Origin of the sequence: Streptomyces sp. NPDC058872 (genome assembly GCF_042743065.1) — a bacterium.
In the GTDB taxonomy this organism is placed as follows: domain Bacteria; phylum Actinomycetota; class Actinomycetes; order Streptomycetales; family Streptomycetaceae; genus Streptomyces.
Map to the genome: position 1 here is coordinate 70,048 of NZ_JBHYMK010000017.1, position 19,352 is coordinate 89,399.

Sequence of the window (19,352 nt, forward strand, 5' to 3'; positions counted from 1 at the left end):
GTACAACATCAATCGCGGGTCAGCCCGTAAGCAGCCCCCGTGTCCGTTTCCCCGCCGGAGATCCCGAAGAGCTTCTCGCAGCCCACGAACCCGCTCACTGTCACGGGTGGATGCTCGCGCGAGTGCCAATCCTCACGGGAGAGGCGGAACCGCTGGGACTCGACGACCCCGCCGTGTAGGACGTCACGCGTGATGCCGTCGGGACGGCAGCCGAGTTTCAGCGATACGGAAACCGAGGAGACGTTGTTGGTGAAGGACATCGATGTTGCCGATACGGCACCCAGCTCTGCGAAGGCGAGGTGCAGCATGGCAACGCGCATCTCGGTCCCAAGTCCCCGACCCTGGTGGTTCAGCCCGATCCACGAGCCCGAGACGATCTCTTGCTCGAATGTGGATGACGTTCTTGCCCGGCTCGGCGAGACCGACCTGCACCAGAGAGGACCGCGAGGGTCTCAGGCCCGGTGGTGCTTGGCGGTCCGCTCCGCTCGATCGACGTCACGGCTCACCCCAGGCCCGGAGGCCCGGAAACGACCTCCACGGAGAAGGACGTCAGGCGGGAGGGGCCTCATTCGGTGACGCGGACCGCGAGCGCCGGACGGATGGCGGCCGCACGCCGTGCCGGTCCGATCGTGGCCAGGAGGGAAGCGACGAAGGTGGCCGCGGCGAGGCCGAAGATGCCGGCCCATTCGATGGGGAAGCCCCCTTCGAGGCCTTGGAACGCAGCACTGTTGCTGTACATCAGCCAGGTGGTGAGGACGCCCAACAACGAGCCCAGCACGATTCCCTCCAGGGCGACGAAGGAGCTTTCCAGGAGGAAGGAGCGCTGGACCGTACGGGCCCGGAAACCGAGCGCCCGCAGGATGCCGATGGTGCGGCGGCGTTCGCGCACGGCCCGCACCATGACGACGCCGAGGCCGGTGATGCCCACGCCGAGGCCCAGGGCGAGGAAGCCCTGCATGAGGCGGAAGAAGGCGGTGCTGGAGTCGAACTGGCGGCGGATATCCGATTCGATGGGCGTGGCGACCAGGCTGGAAGAGAGCTGTTCGCCCTGCAGTTGGGTCGCCACGACGTCGGCGGAGGCGCCGGGACCGGTTCTCACCAGCGCCGATGCGTTCCGCGCCTGGGCGCCGAAGAGCTCGCGCGTGGCCCTTTCGCTCGCCACGACGGGGTACGTGGTCGAACTGGCGCCGGTGCCCGGGTAGAAGACCAGCCCGTTGCTGAGCACCCCGGCGATGATCCGCTGTTCGCCACGACCCGTCCGGGGGTCCGTCAAGGTGAGGGTGTCACCGGGGTCGTAGTAGTCGCCCGCCGGGCCGCCGGTACTGCCGAAGAAGCCGTCGATGACGACGTAGCGGGGATCCGTGGCGAGGGCCCGCCACACCGCGGCGTCGTCCTCGAGGCCGGGCAGTCGCTCACGGAAGGTGATGCCGCTGATTGCGCCGTCGGGCACCCCGACGGCGGCGATGTCGAGGAGACCGTCACCGCGGTGCCCGGGGTCGGTGGCCTTGCCCGTGGCGTTGAGCAGCGGCGTCACGGCCGTGATCTCCGAGGCGGAGGGGCCTGTTCTCACTTCGGCGACCAGCCGGTCTCCTGCGACCTCCGGGTTGTAGTCCAGGCGCAGGGTGTATCCGGCCGTGGCATCCGCGACGACTCCGTCCACACCGGCACGGAGGATGCCCGAGATCTCCGTCAGGAGCACGAGGACGAACACGATCAGCGTGTACATCACCAGGGTCGCGCCCGTCCGGAAACGCTTGGCCAGCGGATAGGCGACCGCGAGCCGCGCCGCCAGGCCGCCTTCCGTGGGCCGCTCGAGGAGCCGTCGCAGGGGGCGGAGCAGCGTCTTCTGGTTGTCGCTGACCAGGACCACTGCGGAGAAGGCGGCCAAGGTGCCCTGGATGACGTAGACGGACATCGAAGGCGTGTCGAATATCCGGGGCCGGATGACGGGTGCCAGCAGCGTCCACGCGAGGACGCTCCCCGCAACCAGGGTGGTGACCGCGTGCCGGGGGAGGACGCGCAGCAGCGCGGGAGCGGCCAGGGCGACCGCGACGGCGGGCAGCAGATAGGTCGCCTCGGGTTGGCTGCGGGCCACGGCCGGTACGGCGAGGAGGACGCAGAGGGCGGCAAGGGCGGTGGAGACCACCAGCAGACGACGGCTCGCCCCCTGCCCGGACCGCATCGGGAGGTCGCGTATGGCGGCGATGATGTTGAACCGGCTGATGCGCACACTGGTCGCCAGGATCGCGACGAAGGCGATGAGCAGGCCCAGGGCCAGCCCGTTGAGCACGCTGGTCGGGGTGATGGCGAACGCGATCCGGATGCTGCTCCCGCCGACCGACCAGCCTTGGAATATTTGTGCTGCGACCACGGCGACGCCCCAGCCGACGGCGACCCCGATGGCCACGCCCGGCAGTACCGACAGCAACGCGTAGGCGGCTCCTTCGAGGGTGAAGGAGCCGATGAGCCGCGAACGCTTCATCCCCACCGCCCGCACCATGCCCATCTGGGACTTCCGCTCCTCGCCGAGCATGACGAAGATGTTCACCAGCAGCAGTGCGCCCGCGATGATGCTGAAACTGCCGATCATGAGGAACAGGGCGCCGAGCGAGGCACCGGCCTGTTCCGCGTCCCGCAGCACCGTGTGCTTCGGCGTTTCGATCGAGGTCTGGCCGGCGAGCGGCCCCAGGGCCTCCCGCATCTCCGCGGTCACCCGGTCGGTCAGTCGATCGCCGCTTTCGACGCCGCCGTCATTGGACACGAAGGTGACGGAGCGCGGCTCCGTTCCCGCGGCCCGAGCGGCGGAATCGAGGTCCCCCGGTGCCAGGAACGCGTCCCGGTTCAACCTGCCGCCCAGGCCGACACCGGCAAGGCCCTGTTCCGGCACCACCCGCTCGACCCGATACGTCCGGGGGGTCCCGAACAAGAACAACGTGACCGGTTTCCCGGCTTCCACGCCGAGGGAACGGGCCAGCGGCTCGTTGATCACGACCTGGCCGGGCATCGGGTTCGGCCCGTCGAGACCGGAGTCCCCGCTCGGCGCGCCGAAGCGCGAAGCCTCGCCGAAGTCCATCTGCCAGGCCAGGACGCGCGGCTCGGCGGCCGTGCGGTCACCGGTGGTGTTGACGGCCGACGCTTGGGTGACCTCGGCGTTCAGCACCCCGTCGACGTCGGGGTTGCCGGCCAGGGTGGCCAGCCGTTCGGTGACGGCACGCCCGGCCGGCCCCGGGGGCGCGACGACGCGCTCGTCCACCGGTCCCAGGGTCCGGTACGCCTCCTGCCGTACGGAGAAGTCCAAGGTGTCCCCGACGACCAGGGCCCCGATGACGATGGCCGTGCCGAGCATCGACCCCCCGATCACCAGCGCCGCCTCGGTGCGCCGGCGCGCCACCTGCCGGAAGGCCAGCCGCCGTGAGATCGGTTGCCGGATCGCGACCATCAGCAGCGCCGCAAGGGCGAGCGCGAGGGCGATGAGCAGCGGAGCGAGGAGGTTCGGGTACATGGTCAGCCCGGAGGGGGGTCGGGGAGCACGGCCGAGGGGGTGACGGCCTGGTCCACGTCGTCGACCAGACGTCCGTCCCGCATGCGGATCAGACGGGTGACGCGGGCACCGATGCCGGCGTCATGGGTGACCAGGACGATCGTCTGGCCCCCTTCTCGATTGAGCTCGCACAGCAGGTCCATGACCTGGCCGGCCATGGTGCTGTCGAGGTTGCCCGTCGGCTCGTCCGCCCACACGATTGCCGGGCGACCGGCGAGGGCCCGGGCGATGGTCACCCGCTGTTGTTCGCCCCCGGACATTTCGCTCGGCCGGTGCTCGACCCGATGACCGAGCCCCACCCGGTCGAGCATGTCCAGTGCCCTGCGGCGGGCTTCGCGGGGCCGGGTGCCCACGAGCAGCAGGGGCAGTTCGACGTTCTCCACTGCGGAGAACACCGGTATGAGGTTGAACGCCTGGAAGACGAAGCCCATGGTGTGGGCCCGGTGCTCCGTGCGCGCTGCGTCCGACATCGCGAACAGGTCGTGACCGTCGACCTCCACCCGACCGCCGTCGATGTCGTCCAAGCCCGACAGGCAGTTCAACAGGGTGGTCTTTCCGGAACCGGACGGCCCCATGACTCCCACCATCTCCCCGCGGTGGACGAGGAGGTCCAGGTCGCGCAAGGCGGTGACCTCGACGGATCCGGTTCGGTAGATCTTGCTCACCCGAGTGGCGAGGAGGAGTGCCCGGTCGGTGTTCACGGTTTCCATACCACCCTCCGGACGAACGGGGGGCTACGGCCACCCAGGCCCGGGGGAGGGGCCAACAGGCCCAATGGCGGCTTTCACGGCAGGGGCCCCGTCGTCTTCCAGGCGCTGTCGTCAGAACGCTGCGATGGCCTGGAGGCGGCGCGCAACCACGGCCCCGGACCGATCGGGGTGTGGGCGGAGGCGCCCGTGGCTACGGGGAACACGGGCCGACGCGTGCCCGGAGGACGGGGCGGCACCGGGACCCGCGGGGCTGGCTCACCGCACGGCCCGGGCAGCGGGGGCTGCTCGCTCCGCTTCCGCAGGATCCCGCGGAGAGCCGTTCGGACTGTTGATCTTGGGTAGGCTGGTGCCGGTCGAAGGGCGAGGAGGAACGGGTGAGCGTGAGCGAGCCGTTGGCACAGGTCCCGCGGATGCGGCTCGACGAGCTGCTCGACGAGCTTCAGGTCCGCATCGATGCGGTGCGGGGCACCAGGGACCGCGTGCACAGCCTGCTCGAAGCCGTGGTGTCCGTGGGCCGCGAGCTGGACCTGGCGCAGGTGCTCCGTCGCATCGTCGAGGCGGCTGCCCTTCTGGTGGACGCCGATTACGGCGCCCTGGGGATCATCGGACCCGACGGCCGCACCCTGTCCCAGTTCCTCACCGTCGGGCTGGCGGACGAGCAGATCGCCGAGATCGGCCCGCGCCCGGCCGGTCACGGACTGTTGGGCGAGGTCATCCGCCACCCGGAGCCCCTACGCCTCACCGACCTGGGCACGCATTCCTCCTCGTACGGATTTCCGGCGCACCATCCGCCCATGCGCACCTTCCTCGGCGTTCCCATCCGGGTGCGCGACGAGGTGTTCGGGAACCTCTACCTCACGGACAAGCGCGGTGGAGTGGACTTCGACGTCGAGGACGAAGCCGTCATCTCCACGCTTTCCGTGGCGGCGGGAGTGGCGATCGACAACGCCCGTCTGTACGAAGGGGCGCAGCGACAGCAGCGGTGGCTGAAGGCCAATGCCGAGATCACCGAGAGCCTCTTGTCCGGAAGTTCCCGCGGAGCCGTGCTGGAGATCATCGCCAGCCGTGCCAAGGAGATCACCGGGGCGGTGCTGGCGGACATCTCCGTGCCCGTGACGGGGGCGGACGACCTCGTCGTGGAACTCGCGGTCGGTCCGGAAGGGAGCGCGACGAGACGGGGGCTGCTGGTTCCGGGCAGTGGGACCCTGTCCGGGGCGGCGCATGCGTCCGGCACTCCGGTGACGACCTGGAACGCAGCTGCTGACGAACGCTTCCCTAGGGACGGCCAGACCAGGGACGGCATCGGGCCGGCGGTGGCGGTTCCGCTGGGCACCGCGGGGGGCGAGCGGCGGGGCGTCCTGTTCCTCGCCCGTGCCGCGGGGGAACCGGGCTTCGTCGAGGAGGAGTTGGAGCCCCTGGTGGCATTCGCCGGTCAGGCGGCGATCGCCCTGGAGCTGGCCGAACGACGCAGGGACGCCGAGCAACTGGCGCTGTTGGAAGAGCGTGACCGGATCGCCCGTGACCTGCACGACCTCGCCATCCAGAGGCTCTTCGCAACCGGTATGACGCTCCAGAGCGCCGCTCGGCTGGTCCAGCACGAGGGGGCGGCCGAGCGCGTCGGGCGAGCGGTCGACGACCTGGACGAGACGATCAAGATCATTCGTTCGACGATCTTCGGGCTGCGGACGAGGGACCGCGGCTCGGACGCCGGTCTTCGAGCCCGCGCTGCGCGAGCCGTGGGGGACGCGGCTGCCGCTCTGGGGCACCCGCCGAGGCTCAGCATGGAAGGGCTGTTGGACACGGACGTGCCGGTGGCCATCGCCGACCAGACCATGGCCGTGCTCAATGAACTCCTCAGCAATGCCGCCCGCCACTCCAAGGCGAGCCGGGTGGGCGTGGTGCTCAGGGCGAACCCGGGGGAGATCGTACTGAGCGTCTCGGACAACGGCATCGGCATCCCGGCGCAAGGCCGCCGGAGCGGATTGCGCAACATCGGCGAGCGGGCGGACGAACTCGGCGGCACGTTCGTGCTGGAAAGCCCGGACACGGGTGGTGCCAGAGCCGTCTGGACGGTGCCGCTTCCGAGTGGAACGTGAGGAACCCGGGTCCGCCGTTCGTCGGACGGTCCTGCCCGCTCACGCCGCCCTCCCGGTCGAGGCGGACCCGTGTGGCGGTGTCCGCTCGCGCCGTGGGTCCCCGTGGTGTCGCATCGGTTCCTGATCTGCAGGCCGATTTTCGCGCGGTGTCCTCCGGCGTCGGATCTCGAGTACAACGGGGCCGAACGCACCCGAGAATCTTGTCGTAGTGACCCGTTGTCAGACACGTGGCCCCTTGGGGGTTCGCACGCACAGGAGTTGAGTCATGATCGACAGTGGTCTCCCGCCCGCACCGGAGCCCGTCACCGTCTTCTTGCTCGATGACCACGAAGTCGTCCGCCGTGGGGTGCAGGACCTGCTCGGTGCGGAACCCGACCTGGTGGTCGTGGGCGAGGCGGCCACGGCGGCCCAGGCCATGGTCAGGATCCCCGCCCTCCGTCCACGGGTCGTCATCCTGGACGTCCGGCTCCCGGACGGCGACGGAGTGACGGTGTGCCGCGAGCTGCGCTCGCGCATGCCGGACCTGGCCTGTCTGATGCTCACTTCGTTCGACGACGAGGAGGCCCTGCTGGACGCGGTCATGGCGGGCGCGGCCGGCTACGTGTTGAAGCAGATCACCGGTACCGACCTGGTCACTGCCGTGCGTACGGTGGCCGCCGGTCAATCGATGTTGGATCCGGGTGCCACCGCGCGACTGATGGCACGCGTCCGAGGGGAGGTGCCCGAGCGCCGCACGGAGCCGGATCTCCCGGGCTTCACCGACCGTGAGAAGGAGATCCTCCTGCTGGTGAGCGAAGGGCTGACCAACCGGGAGATCGGGGGGAGGCTGCACCTCGCCGAGAAGACCGTGAAGAACATCATTTCGCGCTTGTTCCTGAAACTCGGTGTGGAACGGAGGGTCCAGGCGGCGGTGATCGCCAGCCATGCGCTGAGGCCTCCTGGCCACACCCCCCTGACGTCGGACGGCTGATGGCGGGGCCCCTCATTCCGTCGTCCACGCCGCGTGGTGACCGACGCCGTTGTTGCACAGCCCCGCCGCTACGCTGCGGGGCACCCTGGGGAAGACCCCGTCCAGCTTCAGCGCACGGAAGAGCCGGGCGCTGCGTGCGGTGGCGCAGCTGATCCACAGACGGCGCCCCCTGGAGTGCAGTGACCTGTCCGCCTCGATGAGCGGTGCCGCTCCCGAGCTGTCCATGAAGTCGATCTCGCAGAGGTTGGCGACGACATCGCGACCGGCGGCGTCTTCCAAGGCCTTGCCCAAGGCGCGCCGTAGCAGCGGGGCGCTCAGGATGTCGGCCTCGCCGTGGAAGGACACCACGTAGTGATGGGGATGGGGGAAACTGAGCGTGTACAGGTGCACCACAACTCCGGATGGAAGGTCTCCTGAGTCCGCCGGGGTCTGGGGCGGCACCTTGTCAGGCCTCCTGGGGCAGAAGGCCTGACAAGGATGTTAGTGCCGTGTCACGACGCCACGCCGAGTTCCGATTTAAATGTGATCGTATGACTCATGGTGGCCCACCCTGGGCTCCGAACACCTCAAGGCTGGAGATCGGGGACCACCTTGTCGGGTTCGGTGATCACCTCCAGCGCGATGTCGACCAGCTTCCGGTTGCTGCCCCGCGCCAGCGTCCGAAGTGCTGCGAACGCCTCGTCGAGACTGGTCTCGAGCCGATGGGCGAGGAACCCCTTGGCCTGCTCGATGACCACTCGGCTGTTGAGCGCGTACTGCAACTGGTCCGCCAGGATCTCCTGCTGTCTCGTGGCCCGCTCCTGGAGGATGCCTATGGTGGCGATGTCGGAGAGGGCCTGGCCGAGTGCAGCGCGTCGGTCGTCGAGCGGGCCGGAGTCGTGCAGGAAGAGGTTCAGCGCGCCGATCACCTTGCCCTTGTGGCGCATCGGGAGCGCGCACACGCCGCGGAACCCCTCCTGACGGGCCGCCTTGGCGAAGCGCGGCCAGGGGAGGTCCTCCACTTCCGCGTCCGGGTCGGGATCCGAGTAGTCGACCCGACGTCCTTCCGTGTAGCAGGCGACGCAGGGCCCTTGGAATCCCTGCAGTTGGAGGAGCTCCAGCAGACGCGTCTTCTCGCTCGACGCGGCGATCAAGTGGAGCTCGCCTTGCGGGTTGGTCAGCAGGATGCCGGCTCCGTCCACATGGAGGAGCGACACGCAGTGCTCGGCGAGGCGGTTGAGGAAATCGATGATGTCGAAGTCCTCGACCAGGGTGTCCGCCAGTTCCACGAAGGCAGAGGCCAGAGCCTCTTCCCTGTCCATCACGGTGCTCCCCTCACTGCCCGTCCGCCTCGTCGTCGGGCCCCTCGCCAGGCCGCCCCGGTGGGCGGTCCCGGACCGGAGAGAAGACCAGTTGGCCCGTCATCATCAGCTTGGCGGCCTCCGACAGCGACATCCCGGCGCTGAAGGCGTGGGCGCGCATCCGGACGAAGGCCTCCTCGATGCCGACTCGCATCTGGGAAGCGGCCATGCCGGTGGCCTGGTACACCTGCAGGCTTTCCGTGCCCAGGCCCAGGGTTCCGGGTGCGGACGGTGGATTCTCCTGGGACAGCGAGAGCAGTTGCTCCAGAGCGATGGTGCAGAGCAGCAGTGCGTCGCGGACCTGTTCTGGCATCAGGTGTCCGGGCTTGATGCGGTAGAGGGAGAGCGTTCCCAAGCGAATGGCGCCGACCTGCAGGGGGAACACGAAGGCCCCCTGGACGCCTGCCCCGTGTGCCTGCGGGGTGAAGCCCGGCCACCGCTCGAGGAAGCGGGCCTCCGCGAGGTCACCTGCGGTGACCGGTTCCCTCGTGTCCCAGGCGTCCACGCTCGGGCCTTCCCCGAGTGTGATCTGCAGGTCCTCCATCGCCCCGGCCACACCATGGGTGCTGTGGAGGGAGCCGCGTTGCTGCCCCCGGCCGATGAGGATCGCCGCCGACTCGACCGCGCAGTTCTCGACCACGAGTTGGCACACGGTGGCGAGGTTCGGCCTGTCCGGGGCGGCGCGCTCCACGAGGACGCGGTGGAGTTCCTCCGCGCGAGCCCTCATGGTCGCACCGCCTTCGACGTGCGGGTCGTGTGCATCATGATCGGCCGGCTCCTGTCGCCGGTTCTGGTCGGCCGGGACGGACGTGGGATTGGTCCCTGATGCCATGTGGCTGATGCGTGGATTCATTGATGTGCAACCTCCGGTCTCCACCGTCTCCTTGCCCGGGTACGGGGAGCGAGGGACCCGACGTCCCGTGATCGGGACCGGTGGTCCCGACCGGTTCGGCCCGAACGGCTCGAACGCCACCTCGCGCAAGGGCGGATGCAGCGGTGCGCGGAGCGGCGGAAGGGGGCGAAGGGCCCCCACGGAGGGCCGTTCGCCCCTGCTGGCGGCCGAAGGCGGCAGGGTGGTGTGACCTCCGTACACCAGGCCATCGGCTCGGCGGTGACGGATCGCCCCCCGGGGAATCGGAACCGCCGGGTGCTCGGCCCGGCACTGCTGGAAGCACCCCAAGCGACCTGTACGAGGAAGTCACGCATGACGCCGTTACGAGCCAACGCACCGCGTCCTCCGGACGAGGCCCATCCGCGATACGTCGTTCTCCAACGCCTCTCCGTGATCAATCGGTTGGGCGAGCAGACCCATGACCGCTTGCTCCAGGACATGGATCAACCGGAGGGGAAGCTCCTCGCCTTCGCCGCCCTCATGGACACCCTCCTGCTCGATCTTCGTCTGCTCCTCTCACCGGAGCTCGAAGGCTTCGCCCGCACTGCGGTGGAGGCGTCTCCCGGCGGTCGGGAGACCGGGGAGACCGATGTGCAGAAGGCGGCCCGGCTCCTTGCGGGAGTCTGGTTGAGCGGCTCAGGAGAGGCCGTGGATCCGGCACTCTGGCGCCGGCACGGTGAAGACGCGGTGCTGGCGTGTGTGCGTGTTGCTCGGCAGGCGACGTGCCTGCGGGAGCGGCGTGAAGGCGGTCCGGGGGAAAGGGGACCGCGATCGCCGGGTGTGGCGCCGAAGAGGTGACTGGCCGGATCCACGGTTCATTGCGGGGAGAGGAAGCGGAAGCACGACGGTCGCAGGTTTCCACGGGCCTCCGTTCGTCCGGTGGGCGGTGGTGCCGCAGCCCTCGGGAGCCTGCTGCGCACCTGGAGGGACATGGAGGAGACGGGGCTGCCGGGGCGTCGGAGCCCGTGCGGCGGTGTTCGGCGGAGCGCGGTCAGTCCCGGGGTCTGGGGGAGTGACGGCGCGGGGGTCGACGGCGGGGAACGACGCCGGGGCGGACACGGCGCTCAGGAGGGTTCAGGAGGTGATGGAGGCGGCCGGGTGGGTACGTCTCGGCGCAGGGTTCCGTCGGCTCCCTGCGGAGGAACGGTCAGCGGGAGGATCTGGAGATGCTGTCCAGTTCCGTGTCCAAGTGCCACCAGTAACAGGGGTGGTGTTCTTCGCGCCCGAACGGCACCAGTGCGCCGGTACGGTCGAGGAAGGCCTTCAGCGGATCGCCCGGAGTGACGAACAGCGCTTCCTCTTGGTTGACCCGCAGGCGGATCAGTACCGCGCCGCCGTCGTGCTGCCCCACGGGCGAGACGGTGACGTCACCTTCCCCGCAAGGGCGTCCGACCCCGTTGAACAGCAACTCCCTTGCGAAACACCAGGTGTTCGTGGAGCCGTCCGGCAACGGGATGACGAGTCGCACCGCAAGGGGGTCGCAGTTGTCGTATCTCATGCGCACTGGAATGCGGTACGCAGGGCCTTCCGTCGGCAAGAGGTCCATCGGAACCTCCTCGTCGACGAACTTGTGCATGGGTCGCTCCCTTCTCGTTCTTCGTTTTCGGGACGCCGGCGGACCGCCGGCCCGCGGAAGGGCGCCCCTGGCGGTGGCGGGACGACCCCCGCCGTCGTGGCGGTCGGTACCTCCTGCAGGGGACGCCGCCCGTGGAGCGGGAGCGGGGCGTGGTCGGCCGACGGATGCAGTGCTTCGTGCGGTCATGTCACGTCCAACGACAGGACGCCCCGGCATGTCACCGTGCCGGCCGCACTCGGGTGCCGGGCAGCGGGTCGGTCACGAGATGTTCTGCCTCGTCTCCACAACGATCGTTTTCGGACGAATCCGCGGATCCGGACATGCGCCGCCCGACGATCGGTAGCGTCCGGGTACGAAAGATCCAGTGCCGGACACGGCAGTTGCAATGGGGAGGGCCACCATGGCCAATGTGGAAGTGTCGATGAAGGAAGCGATGACCTCGATCGACGGTGCGCTCGGGGTGGCGCTCGTGGACTACACCAGCGGCATGGCCCTGGGCACCCTCGGTGGCGGCAAGGACCTGGACCTGACGGTTGCTGCAGCCGGCAACACGGACGTGATCCGGGCCAAGGTCAGGGCCATGGAGATGCTGGGACTCCAGGACGACCTCGAGGACGTGCTGATCACCCTCGGCAGTCAGTACCACCTGATCAGGCTGTTGCGCAGCCGCAGCGGAAGCGGACTGTTCCTCTACCTGGTGCTCGACAAGGCGAAGTCCAACCTGGCCATGGCCCGCCACCAACTCCGTCGGGTCGAGGCAGAGCTCGAGGTGTAGCTCTCACGTCCCGAACGGGCCTACGCGTGCCCATGAGTTGAAGATTTCTTCAACTCGACAGATCCGAAACCGGTCAACTTCGGGTGCGCGTGGCCTCACGGGACGCGACGATGGTCAGGGGCCGTGCCGCCGGTGGGTGTGCACGGCCGTGGCAAACGGTCCGAGGAGTTGTAGGAGCGTCGTGGGTATGCAGGTGCCGCTGTACCAGGTGAAGGCCGAGTTTTTCCGGATGCTCGGTCACCCCGTCCGCATACGCGTCCTCGAGCTCCTCCAGGACGGCCCGATGGCGGTCCGGGACCTGTTGGCGGAGATCGACGTCGAGGCGTCCAACCTCTCCCAACAACTGGCCGTGCTGCGCCGTTCGGGCATCGTCGTCTCCACCCGGGAGGGGTCCACGGTCACCTACGAGCTGGCGGGCGGAGACGTGGCCGATCTGCTGCGCGCCGCGCGCCGCATCCTCACCGAGATGCTGGCCGGCCGGAACGAGTTGCTCGCCGAACTCCGTCAGGACCGGTTCCTCCCCGACGCCGCGCCCCCGGCTCCCGTCCGCACCTGACGCCGAACGGTTGCTGACCGTCCGTCGCCCGTCCCCGTGCACCTGCCGTTCCGAGAGCGGTCCGCTGATGGTGTCGGGTGCTGGGCGACGGACGCGCGGTACAGGACCGGCCGCCTTGCGCGGACGGCCACGTCGGATGCTTGGACCCCAGTTCCACGGCCAGAGCTTTGGGGATCCGTATCCCCTCGTTCCGGTCCGCTCACCCGAGGCGACTTCGGGACGGCTCCGGATCCTTCCGTGAACCCTGGTTCGGCCGGGGAAGCAGGAGCGGGGTGGTCAGCGCGAGCAGTCCCACGACCGCGAGGGCGGCGCGCGGGCCGATGGCGGCGGAGAGCATCCCGACGAGCGCGGTGAGGACGGCGATGGACATCTGCTGCCCGATCGACCAGGCCGACAGGGTGCGTGCGACGAGGTGCCGGGGGGTGAGTTCCAGCCGGTAGGCGGCGAGCACCGGGCCGTACAGGCTCATGTTGATGATGATCGCCACCTCGATGGCCATCACGGTGACGAGCCCGACGGTGCCGGGTCGGACCAGGGCCAGGCCGATCAGCCAGATGACGCGCAGGGTGCCGACGGTCCGGAAGACCCAGTACCGGCCGAAGCGGACCACGACGCGGCGGGCCAGGCGCGAACCGATGAGTCCGCCGAGGCAGGGGGCGGCGAAGGCAAGGCCGTACTGCCAGGGGGGAAACCCGAGCTGCCGGAGCAGGAGCACGGCCAGCAGCGGCTCGGTGGCCATGACGAAACCGGCGACGAGCAGGTGGTTGAAGTAGAGGGGGCGCAGAACGGGGTGGCCCATGATGTGGCGCCAGCCGTCGAAGGGTGCGGCTGTTCGACCCCGGCTGCCACCGGTGCCGCGCGGAACTTCTTCCCGGCCGCGGATCGCGGTGATGCCCAGTGCGGAGAGCAGATAGCTGACCGCATCGGCCACCACGGTGACGACCGGCCCGAACATGCCGATCGCCGCTCCACCGAGCGGTGGCCCCACCGCGAGGGAGCTCCAGTGCGTGGACTCGAACCGTGCGTTGGCGACGAGCAGGTCATCCGGCCGGACCAGGACCTTGAGGTAAGCGCCGCTGGCCGCGTTGAAGACGATCCTGGACGCAGCGACCACGGCAGAGACCACGAGCAGTTGAACGAAACCGAGCCGACCGAAGAAATGGGCCATCGGGATCGACGCCATGGCGGTGAACCGGACCAGATCCATCAGGATCATGGTCGGACGCTTGCGCCGGAACTCCACCCACGGCCCGAGCGGTACCGCGAGCAGCGCGCCCACCGCAGGCCCCACCGCGGACAGCGCGGACACCTCGACCGGGCCGGCGTGCAACACCAGCACGGCGATCAGCGGCAATGCCCCGAAACCCAGCCCCGATCCGTATGCGCTCACCGCACTGGCCGCCCACAGCCAGCCGAACTGTCGGCCCAGTGACTTTCTGCCCAGCACCTTCAGTGCGCTCCCTCGGTCCCGACCGAACAAACGGATGTTGGTCGCCGAGAGCTAAACGGCCGGGACAGCAGCAGGTCAAACAACCAATCCATCGTCCGTACACAACCAAAAGTTGTTCACTAAGGTGAGTCGACGTGGACCTCGAAGCAGTACGCACCTTCGTCGCCGTCGTGGAAGCGGGCCAGTTCCAGAAGGCCGCCGCCGACCTGTCGATCACCCAGCAGGCCGTCTCCAAACGCATCGCCACGCTGGAACGCACCCTCGGCGTGCGCTTGTTCACCCGTGCCCCGCGCGGGGCCGAGCTCACCATCGACGGCCAGGCGTTCCTACCCCACGCACGAGAGCTGCTGCTCGTCGTCGAACGTGCGGGCGCATCCGTGCGCCCGGGGCACCGGCCGTTGCGCGTCGACGTGATCACCTCGCGCAGCGCGCAGTCGAACCTGATGCGCGGCTTCCACCGTGCGCACCCCGATGTCGACCTCACCGTGATGATGCTGCTCGACATCGAGACGGCCGTCACCGCCCTTCGCTCCGGCGCGATCGACGCTTCCTTCCGTGCCGTCACCGCACCCGGGCGTGTCCTGCCCGAAGGCATCGAGTCCGTCCGAGTGCTCGACGAACCGCTCCACCTGCTCATCGGCCCCGACCATGCGCTTGCGGACGCCCGGTCGGTGACCCTCGCCCAACTCGTCGGACATCGGATCTGGATGCCCGGCATCGCCCCCGGCACCGAGTGGGGCGCCTACTATGACGACCTCGTCGCCGAGTTCGACCTCACCATCGAGGCGACCGGCCCCAACTTCGGCTCCGACGCACTCCTCGACACCATCGCCGACACTCCGGCCCTGGCCACCTTCATGGGCGCACACACCCGTCTCATCTGGCCCGCCGACCACGGCCTGCGCCGCATTCCGGTGACCGACCCGACGCCGGTCTACCCGCACTCGCTCCTCTGGCACCGCGACAACCCCCACCCGGCGCTGGTCAGCCTCCGCACCCATCTCGCCGCCATGACGGCCGAGCAGGAAGCCACCGGCACCTGGACGCCTGACTGGGCCGCTCCGCGCTGAACCTGCCCTCGCCCGCGCGGCCCGTTCTTCCCGCCCGCGCGGACGAGGAGCAGCCCCTGGCAATCGGACCGCCGTCCGGGCCGTCGACGCCTCCCGACGCGAGGTAGGACCTGCGCCGTGGCTGGTCGTCACGGTTGGATTCCGCTTGCGACGTACCGGCGATGATTGACCGACCGCGACTGAATCACCCGTGCGCGGGGCGGCCGCTGATGGGAACCACCACGTGCGAGTACGCGCCGGTATCCGAGGGCAAGGGCCGTTAGGGTGGTGGCGAGTTCCTGGGCGCGGCACGCCCCTCGCGAGCAGGCTCCGAGGAGGAGCGGTGTGGATGCGGGCCGGTGAACGCGGAGGCGCACGAGCGGTCCACGGACCGACATCTCATGCCGGGGGCGCGGAAGAGAAGAGGGGCGGGATGGGGCTGCAGGGCAAGCGTCGACGCGAGGCGAGCGCGCGTTGGGACGAGGAGGTCACCTCCTTCGGCGAGCTGCTCGCCGCCCACCCCTTCGATCCCGCACGGCCCGGGACGGCCGTCGACGCCGTTCAGGACTTCGAGCGTGCGTTGAACGCCTATGAGCAGGCGAAGCGAGCGCGGCAGGGGGTGCGGAGCGAGGACGAGCAGGATGTACTGCGTGCCCTGACGGAAGGGCGTCAGGCCCTGGCCCGTCTGGACGCCCGCCTGTCCGGTGCCCCGCTGGCACTGTGCTTCTTCGATCCCCAGCACGGGCACGCCGTCAGCGAAGTCCCCTGGGCTCCCGTCGGCGGGGTGAGCAGGCCGGTTGCCGTGTGCGCGGAGGACGGGGCGAGGCTCAGCCGGGGGACCAGCTCCGGCAGACGTGGTTCCGGTACCCGTCGTCCTGATGCGGGTGATGTCGCGGACCGGGCCGTACCTCCCTCCGGGGGCCCGCTCGTTTCCGGCAGGCCCCGTTGGCGCGATCGCTACACCGCATCGGAACTGGCGTTCCGGTCCTTGGGCGTGTTGCTCGTCGTCCACGCCCTCGTGAGGTCCCTGTTCATTGACCGCGGGGAGTGGTGGGAAGGCCTGCTTGCCTCGGTCATCTTCTCTGCGATCGGCGGGGCCCTCGTCCTCGTGTGCTTCGTCGTGTCCATCGGTGCCGTCCAGTTCCTCGGTGTGCTGGGGCGTTGGGTGCGCAGCGGCCGGCGGGTGCGGGCGGATTTCGTGCGGCGCCAGAAGGGCCGATCCGGGTACGAGCACGTCTTCGAGGCGATCGGTGCATCGGGCGGTCGTCATCAGTACACCCGCTCGGTGGGAAGCCCGACAGCGGCTCCGCTGCCGTATCGGATGGTGTGGCTCGTGCCGGGCGAGAAGGAGCCGCTCGGCGCATGGGCGCCCTTGGTGTTTTTCATCGGGCTCTGCTTCTGCGTGCCGCTCTTCGCGGGAGGGGCCTTTTTGGCTTTTCTCTTTCTCTTCTAGAACCCGTCGTGAGCCTTTCTTCTTTCGGGCAGAAAGAGCGCTGGCGGTCGAGGGTGCGGCGGCTTGCCTCATGGGCGGGACCCACCGGTTCACCCCTGCTCTCGTCTGACCTTAGGTGCGCCTTCACCGGTGTCCGCGTCCGTCGAGCAGCCCTCGGAGTCGCTGGCTCCCGCTTCGTCGCGCCGGGCGCCCCCGCGAGGTTTCCGTCGTGACCCGGTCCGTTCGTCGGGGGAGAACCGCTCGGGTTCCTCTCCGGCATCAGGGTGAAGGGGTGCTCGGGCAAGCCGAAGCGGAAAACAGCAGGAGGCATCGTTTCTGCATTTGTGCGGCCCGCGATCAGTTGTCCGACATTGGAGTGAGGTGCCGTGTCCCCTCGTTTCCCGTGCCGTTGGACTGCCCGACGGGCACTTTCGGCACGTCGATACAACGAGTTCGAGGAGTAGTCATGCGTTCTCTGGCCGCGTCTGTCCTGGCCGTGGGCATCCTTCTGGGCGGTGCGAGTGCTGCGCTCGCCAACGACGGAGTCGGGATCGGGAGCTTCGACGGCGGTGGCGCCGGCTTCACTTCGCACTGCGCGGTGAGCGGCGTTCCGTCCGTGTACGGAACGATCTTCACCGGCTCCTGCTCGGACATGGGTTGGGAGAAGGGCGCGGAGTTCTCCTACCTCGGCGCCCACTGACCCACGGTCACAACGGCACCGGGCACCGCTCGATAAGACCTGCGCATCCCGTGCCCGCGCACGGCCTGTGCCGAACGGCCCGTCCTCGTACGCGAGGACGGGCCGTTCGGCGTTGTGCAGGCACGAGGGGGAAGCCCCGTCCGCCACACGCCGGCGACGCCCCTCCGCCGGGGAACGGGACCAGCCGGACGGCGGACGGGGCGTGGGCGATCGGACCGTCGGTTTCCCGGAAGCACGAGCCCGTCCGAGCGCCCCGCCCGATGGGCGTCGGGCCCGGACCTCCGGGTCCCGTGCAGCCCTGGGGTCCGTCGAGAGCGGGCTCCCGGACCCCAGGGGCCGTGGTTCCCCCGCCAATCGGTCGGACACGCGCCTCGTACGGGTGAGGTACGGGCTCCGCTGCGCTTCCCACCCGCCCGACGTGACCGAGGATCGCAGGCGGTCGGTGGGCTGAGGTTTTTGGGTCGGTACCGTCCACCACGACTCGGAGGGGTCATCCGTGCGCATCCTGCTCATTGCCAGCAGCTTCAACAGCCTCACCCAGCGCGTCCTGGTCGAGCTGGGCGACCGGGGGCACGCCGTTTCCGTGGAGGTCACCCCCGACGGGGACGCCGTGCGCGAGGCCGTGGTGCGCCGTGCGCCCGACCTGGTCGTCGCCCCCATGCTGAAGGCCGTCGTGCCCCGGGACGTGTGGACGGCGCACCGCTGCCTCATCGTGCACCCGGGGCCCGTGGGCGACCGGGGGCCGTCCTCCCTGGACCATGCGATGCATGACGGGGCCGACGAGTGGGGCGTCACCGTCCTCCAGGCCGACGAGGAGATGGACGCGGGCGACGTCTGGTCGTCCGTCGCCTTCCGCGTCCCGGAGGTCGGCAAGAGCGACCTGTACCGCAACGAGCTGGCCGACGCCGCCGTCGCCGCCGTGCTCCTCGCCGTCGAGCGGGTCGCCGCCGGCGCGGCGCCGCGTCCCCAGAACGGCGAGATCCGCGTCCGCCCCGCCCTCCGCCAGGAAGCGCGCCGGATCTCATGGGCCGAGGACACCACCGAGACGGTCCTGCGCACCCTGCGGGCCGCCGACTCGCAGCCCGGTGTGCGTGACCGGCTGCTCGGCGCCGAGTGGTTCCTGCACGGCGGCCACCCCGAGGACGGCCTGCGCGGGCAGCCCGGCCGACTGCTCGCCACCCGTGCGGGCGCGGTCTGCCGCGCCACCGTGGACGGCGCGGTGTGGATCCCCGAACTCCGTGCCCGCACGGGCCCCGGCCGGCCCCGCGCCTGCAAGCTCCCCGCCACACTGGCCCTCGCGGGTCGGCTTCCGGAGCTCCCCGAACGTCCGGCACCCCCGGACCCCGGACGCTGGACGGAGCCCGGCAACCGCACCTGGTCCGACATCCGTTACCACGAGCGGGGACCGGTCGGAATCCTGTCCTTCGCCTTTCCCGGCGGGGCGATGGGCACCGACCAGTGCCGTCGCCTGCGGGGCGCGTACGAGACCGCCCTCGCCCGCCCCACCTCCGTCCTGGTGCTCGGCGGACAGCGCGACTTCTTCTCCAACGGCATCCACCTGAACGTCATCGAGGCGGCGGCCGACCCGGCAGCGGAGTCCTGGGCCAACATCAACGCCCTCAACGACCTGGTGGAGGCGGTCCTCACCACGACCGACCGCCTCGTCATCAGCGCGCTCGGCGGCAATGCCGCCGCGGGCGGGGTGATGCTCGCGCTGGCCGCCGACGAGGTCTGGTGCCGATCGGGTGCGGTGCTCAATCCGCACTACCGGCGCATGGGCCTGTACGGATCGGAGTACTGGACCCGCACCCTGCCCGGAAAGGTGGGCGGGACGCTGGCCGCGCGGCTCCTCGACGAGGCCCGGCCGGTGTCCGCGAAGGCCTCGCTCGCCATGGGGCTGGTCGACCGGGTCATCGACTGCGGACCGGGGGAGTTCGCCGACGAAATCACCCGATTGGCCCTCCACCTGGCCTCCCACGACCGTCTTCAGCCCCGCATCGCGGCCAAGAAGGCGGAGCACGAGCGCCTGGAATCCGTCGCGCCCCTTGCGGCCCACCGCGAGCAGGAGCTCTCCCGGATGCGGCGGACCTTCGACGACCCCGCCGCGAGCTATCACGCGCTGCGCCGCTCCTTCGTCCGGAAGGAGGCCCTCCGGCCGTCGTCCCCGGACGGCCCAGGTGCGGGCGCGGACGGATCGGTCGACTGTTAAGCAAGACCTAGGCCCGGAACGGGGCCTTCGCCCCACCCCTCCTCAGGAGGCGACTC

Annotated in this window: 17 protein-coding genes; 9 read left to right on the top strand and 8 right to left on the bottom strand. The window is 69.7% G+C overall.

Annotated features, from left to right (window positions below; translation table 11 throughout):
* Positions 1–8: 8 nt before the first annotated feature.
* The 3 genes from ACFW22_RS13560 to ACFW22_RS13570 form a co-directional block, all read right to left on the bottom strand.
* On the bottom strand, positions 9–377 hold the full coding sequence (locus ACFW22_RS13560) for a GNAT family N-acetyltransferase (RefSeq protein ID WP_386402817.1): 369 nt from the start codon (positions 375–377) through the stop codon (positions 9–11).
* A gap of 188 nt (positions 378–565) precedes the next feature.
* Complete coding sequence (locus tag ACFW22_RS13565; RefSeq protein WP_386402643.1) at positions 566–3,502, bottom strand: ABC transporter permease; 2,937 nt, start codon at positions 3,500–3,502, stop codon at positions 566–568.
* 2 nt (positions 3,503–3,504) lie between these two features.
* Positions 3,505–4,251, bottom strand: a complete 747-nt coding sequence (locus ACFW22_RS13570; protein WP_386402646.1) for an ABC transporter ATP-binding protein — start codon at positions 4,249–4,251, stop codon at positions 3,505–3,507.
* A gap of 410 nt (positions 4,252–4,661) precedes the next feature.
* On the opposite strand from ACFW22_RS13570, the gene ACFW22_RS13575 reads away from it, so the two are divergent.
* Positions 4,662–6,347 (top strand): GAF domain-containing protein, encoded by a 1,686-nt coding sequence (locus tag ACFW22_RS13575; RefSeq protein WP_386402820.1) that lies wholly within the window; start codon positions 4,662–4,664, stop codon positions 6,345–6,347.
* Between the two features lie 265 nt (positions 6,348–6,612).
* Positions 6,613–7,317 (top strand): response regulator, encoded by a 705-nt coding sequence (locus tag ACFW22_RS13580; RefSeq protein ID WP_386402649.1) that lies wholly within the window; start codon positions 6,613–6,615, stop codon positions 7,315–7,317.
* A 12-nt stretch (positions 7,318–7,329) separates the two neighbouring features.
* Here ACFW22_RS13580 and ACFW22_RS13585 read toward each other — a convergent pair whose 3' ends face one another.
* From ACFW22_RS13585 to ACFW22_RS13595, 3 genes are all read right to left on the bottom strand, one after another.
* Positions 7,330–7,707: an STAS domain-containing protein gene (locus ACFW22_RS13585; protein WP_386402652.1), complete on the bottom strand. Its 378-nt coding sequence runs from the start codon at positions 7,705–7,707 to the stop codon at positions 7,330–7,332.
* A gap of 176 nt (positions 7,708–7,883) precedes the next feature.
* The gene (locus ACFW22_RS13590) at positions 7,884–8,618 is read right to left on the bottom strand and encodes a GAF and ANTAR domain-containing protein (protein WP_386402655.1); all 735 of its coding nucleotides are present in this window, start codon (positions 8,616–8,618) and stop codon (positions 7,884–7,886) included.
* 13 nt (positions 8,619–8,631) lie between these two features.
* The gene (locus ACFW22_RS13595; protein WP_386402658.1) at positions 8,632–9,384 is read right to left on the bottom strand and encodes a GAF domain-containing protein; all 753 of its coding nucleotides are present in this window, start codon (positions 9,382–9,384) and stop codon (positions 8,632–8,634) included.
* A 477-nt stretch (positions 9,385–9,861) separates the two neighbouring features.
* Between ACFW22_RS13595 and ACFW22_RS13600 the strand changes: the two genes are divergently transcribed.
* Positions 9,862–10,347 (top strand): hypothetical protein, encoded by a 486-nt coding sequence (locus ACFW22_RS13600; protein WP_386402661.1) that lies wholly within the window; start codon positions 9,862–9,864, stop codon positions 10,345–10,347.
* 349 nt (positions 10,348–10,696) lie between these two features.
* Here ACFW22_RS13600 and ACFW22_RS13605 read toward each other — a convergent pair whose 3' ends face one another.
* Complete coding sequence (locus tag ACFW22_RS13605) at positions 10,697–11,125, bottom strand: SsgA family sporulation/cell division regulator (RefSeq protein WP_386402664.1); 429 nt, start codon at positions 11,123–11,125, stop codon at positions 10,697–10,699.
* 400 nt (positions 11,126–11,525) lie between these two features.
* Here ACFW22_RS13605 and ACFW22_RS13610 point away from each other — a divergent pair, with 400 nt between their 5' ends.
* A complete protein-coding gene (locus ACFW22_RS13610) occupies positions 11,526–11,900 on the top strand; it encodes a hypothetical protein (protein ID WP_384887957.1) in 375 nt (124 codons plus the stop codon).
* A gap of 187 nt (positions 11,901–12,087) precedes the next feature.
* Positions 12,088–12,456: an ArsR/SmtB family transcription factor gene (locus ACFW22_RS13615; protein WP_386402823.1), complete on the top strand. Its 369-nt coding sequence runs from the start codon at positions 12,088–12,090 to the stop codon at positions 12,454–12,456.
* A gap of 199 nt (positions 12,457–12,655) precedes the next feature.
* On the opposite strand, the gene ACFW22_RS13620 is transcribed toward ACFW22_RS13615, so the two are convergent.
* On the bottom strand, positions 12,656–13,903 hold the full coding sequence (locus tag ACFW22_RS13620; RefSeq protein ID WP_386402668.1) for an MFS transporter: 1,248 nt from the start codon (positions 13,901–13,903) through the stop codon (positions 12,656–12,658).
* 137 nt (positions 13,904–14,040) lie between these two features.
* Between ACFW22_RS13620 and ACFW22_RS13625 the strand changes: the two genes are divergently transcribed.
* From ACFW22_RS13625 to ACFW22_RS13640, 4 genes are all read left to right on the top strand, one after another.
* Complete coding sequence (locus tag ACFW22_RS13625) at positions 14,041–14,976, top strand: LysR family transcriptional regulator (RefSeq protein WP_386402671.1); 936 nt, start codon at positions 14,041–14,043, stop codon at positions 14,974–14,976.
* Between the two features lie 412 nt (positions 14,977–15,388).
* Positions 15,389–16,408, top strand: a complete 1,020-nt coding sequence (locus tag ACFW22_RS13630) for a hypothetical protein (RefSeq protein WP_386402674.1) — start codon at positions 15,389–15,391, stop codon at positions 16,406–16,408.
* A 445-nt stretch (positions 16,409–16,853) separates the two neighbouring features.
* On the top strand, positions 16,854–17,087 hold the full coding sequence (locus tag ACFW22_RS13635; protein ID WP_386402677.1) for a hypothetical protein: 234 nt from the start codon (positions 16,854–16,856) through the stop codon (positions 17,085–17,087).
* A 496-nt stretch (positions 17,088–17,583) separates the two neighbouring features.
* Positions 17,584–19,296 (top strand): hydrogenase maturation protein, encoded by a 1,713-nt coding sequence (locus ACFW22_RS13640; protein ID WP_386402680.1) that lies wholly within the window; start codon positions 17,584–17,586, stop codon positions 19,294–19,296.
* The last annotated feature ends 56 nt before the right edge of the window (positions 19,297–19,352 follow it).

Coding starts and splice junctions, on each gene's coding strand:
- ACFW22_RS13610 (WP_384887957.1), top strand. CDS start 11,526: ATGGCCAATGTGGAAGTGTCGATGAAGGAAGCGATGACCTCGATCGAC.
- ACFW22_RS13605 (WP_386402664.1), bottom strand. CDS start 11,125: ATGCACAAGTTCGTCGACGAGGAGGTTCCGATGGACCTCTTGCCGACG.
- ACFW22_RS13565 (WP_386402643.1), bottom strand. CDS start 3,502: ATGTACCCGAACCTCCTCGCTCCGCTGCTCATCGCCCTCGCGCTCGCC.
- ACFW22_RS13600 (WP_386402661.1), top strand. CDS start 9,862: ATGACGCCGTTACGAGCCAACGCACCGCGTCCTCCGGACGAGGCCCAT.
- ACFW22_RS13590 (WP_386402655.1), bottom strand. CDS start 8,618: ATGGACAGGGAAGAGGCTCTGGCCTCTGCCTTCGTGGAACTGGCGGAC.
- ACFW22_RS13575 (WP_386402820.1), top strand. CDS start 4,662: ATGCGGCTCGACGAGCTGCTCGACGAGCTTCAGGTCCGCATCGATGCG.
- ACFW22_RS13580 (WP_386402649.1), top strand. CDS start 6,613: ATGATCGACAGTGGTCTCCCGCCCGCACCGGAGCCCGTCACCGTCTTC.
- ACFW22_RS13630 (WP_386402674.1), top strand. CDS start 15,389: ATGGGGCTGCAGGGCAAGCGTCGACGCGAGGCGAGCGCGCGTTGGGAC.
- ACFW22_RS13570 (WP_386402646.1), bottom strand. CDS start 4,251: ATGGAAACCGTGAACACCGACCGGGCACTCCTCCTCGCCACTCGGGTG.
- ACFW22_RS13635 (WP_386402677.1), top strand. CDS start 16,854: ATGCGTTCTCTGGCCGCGTCTGTCCTGGCCGTGGGCATCCTTCTGGGC.
- ACFW22_RS13595 (WP_386402658.1), bottom strand. CDS start 9,384: ATGAGGGCTCGCGCGGAGGAACTCCACCGCGTCCTCGTGGAGCGCGCC.
- ACFW22_RS13615 (WP_386402823.1), top strand. CDS start 12,088: ATGCAGGTGCCGCTGTACCAGGTGAAGGCCGAGTTTTTCCGGATGCTC.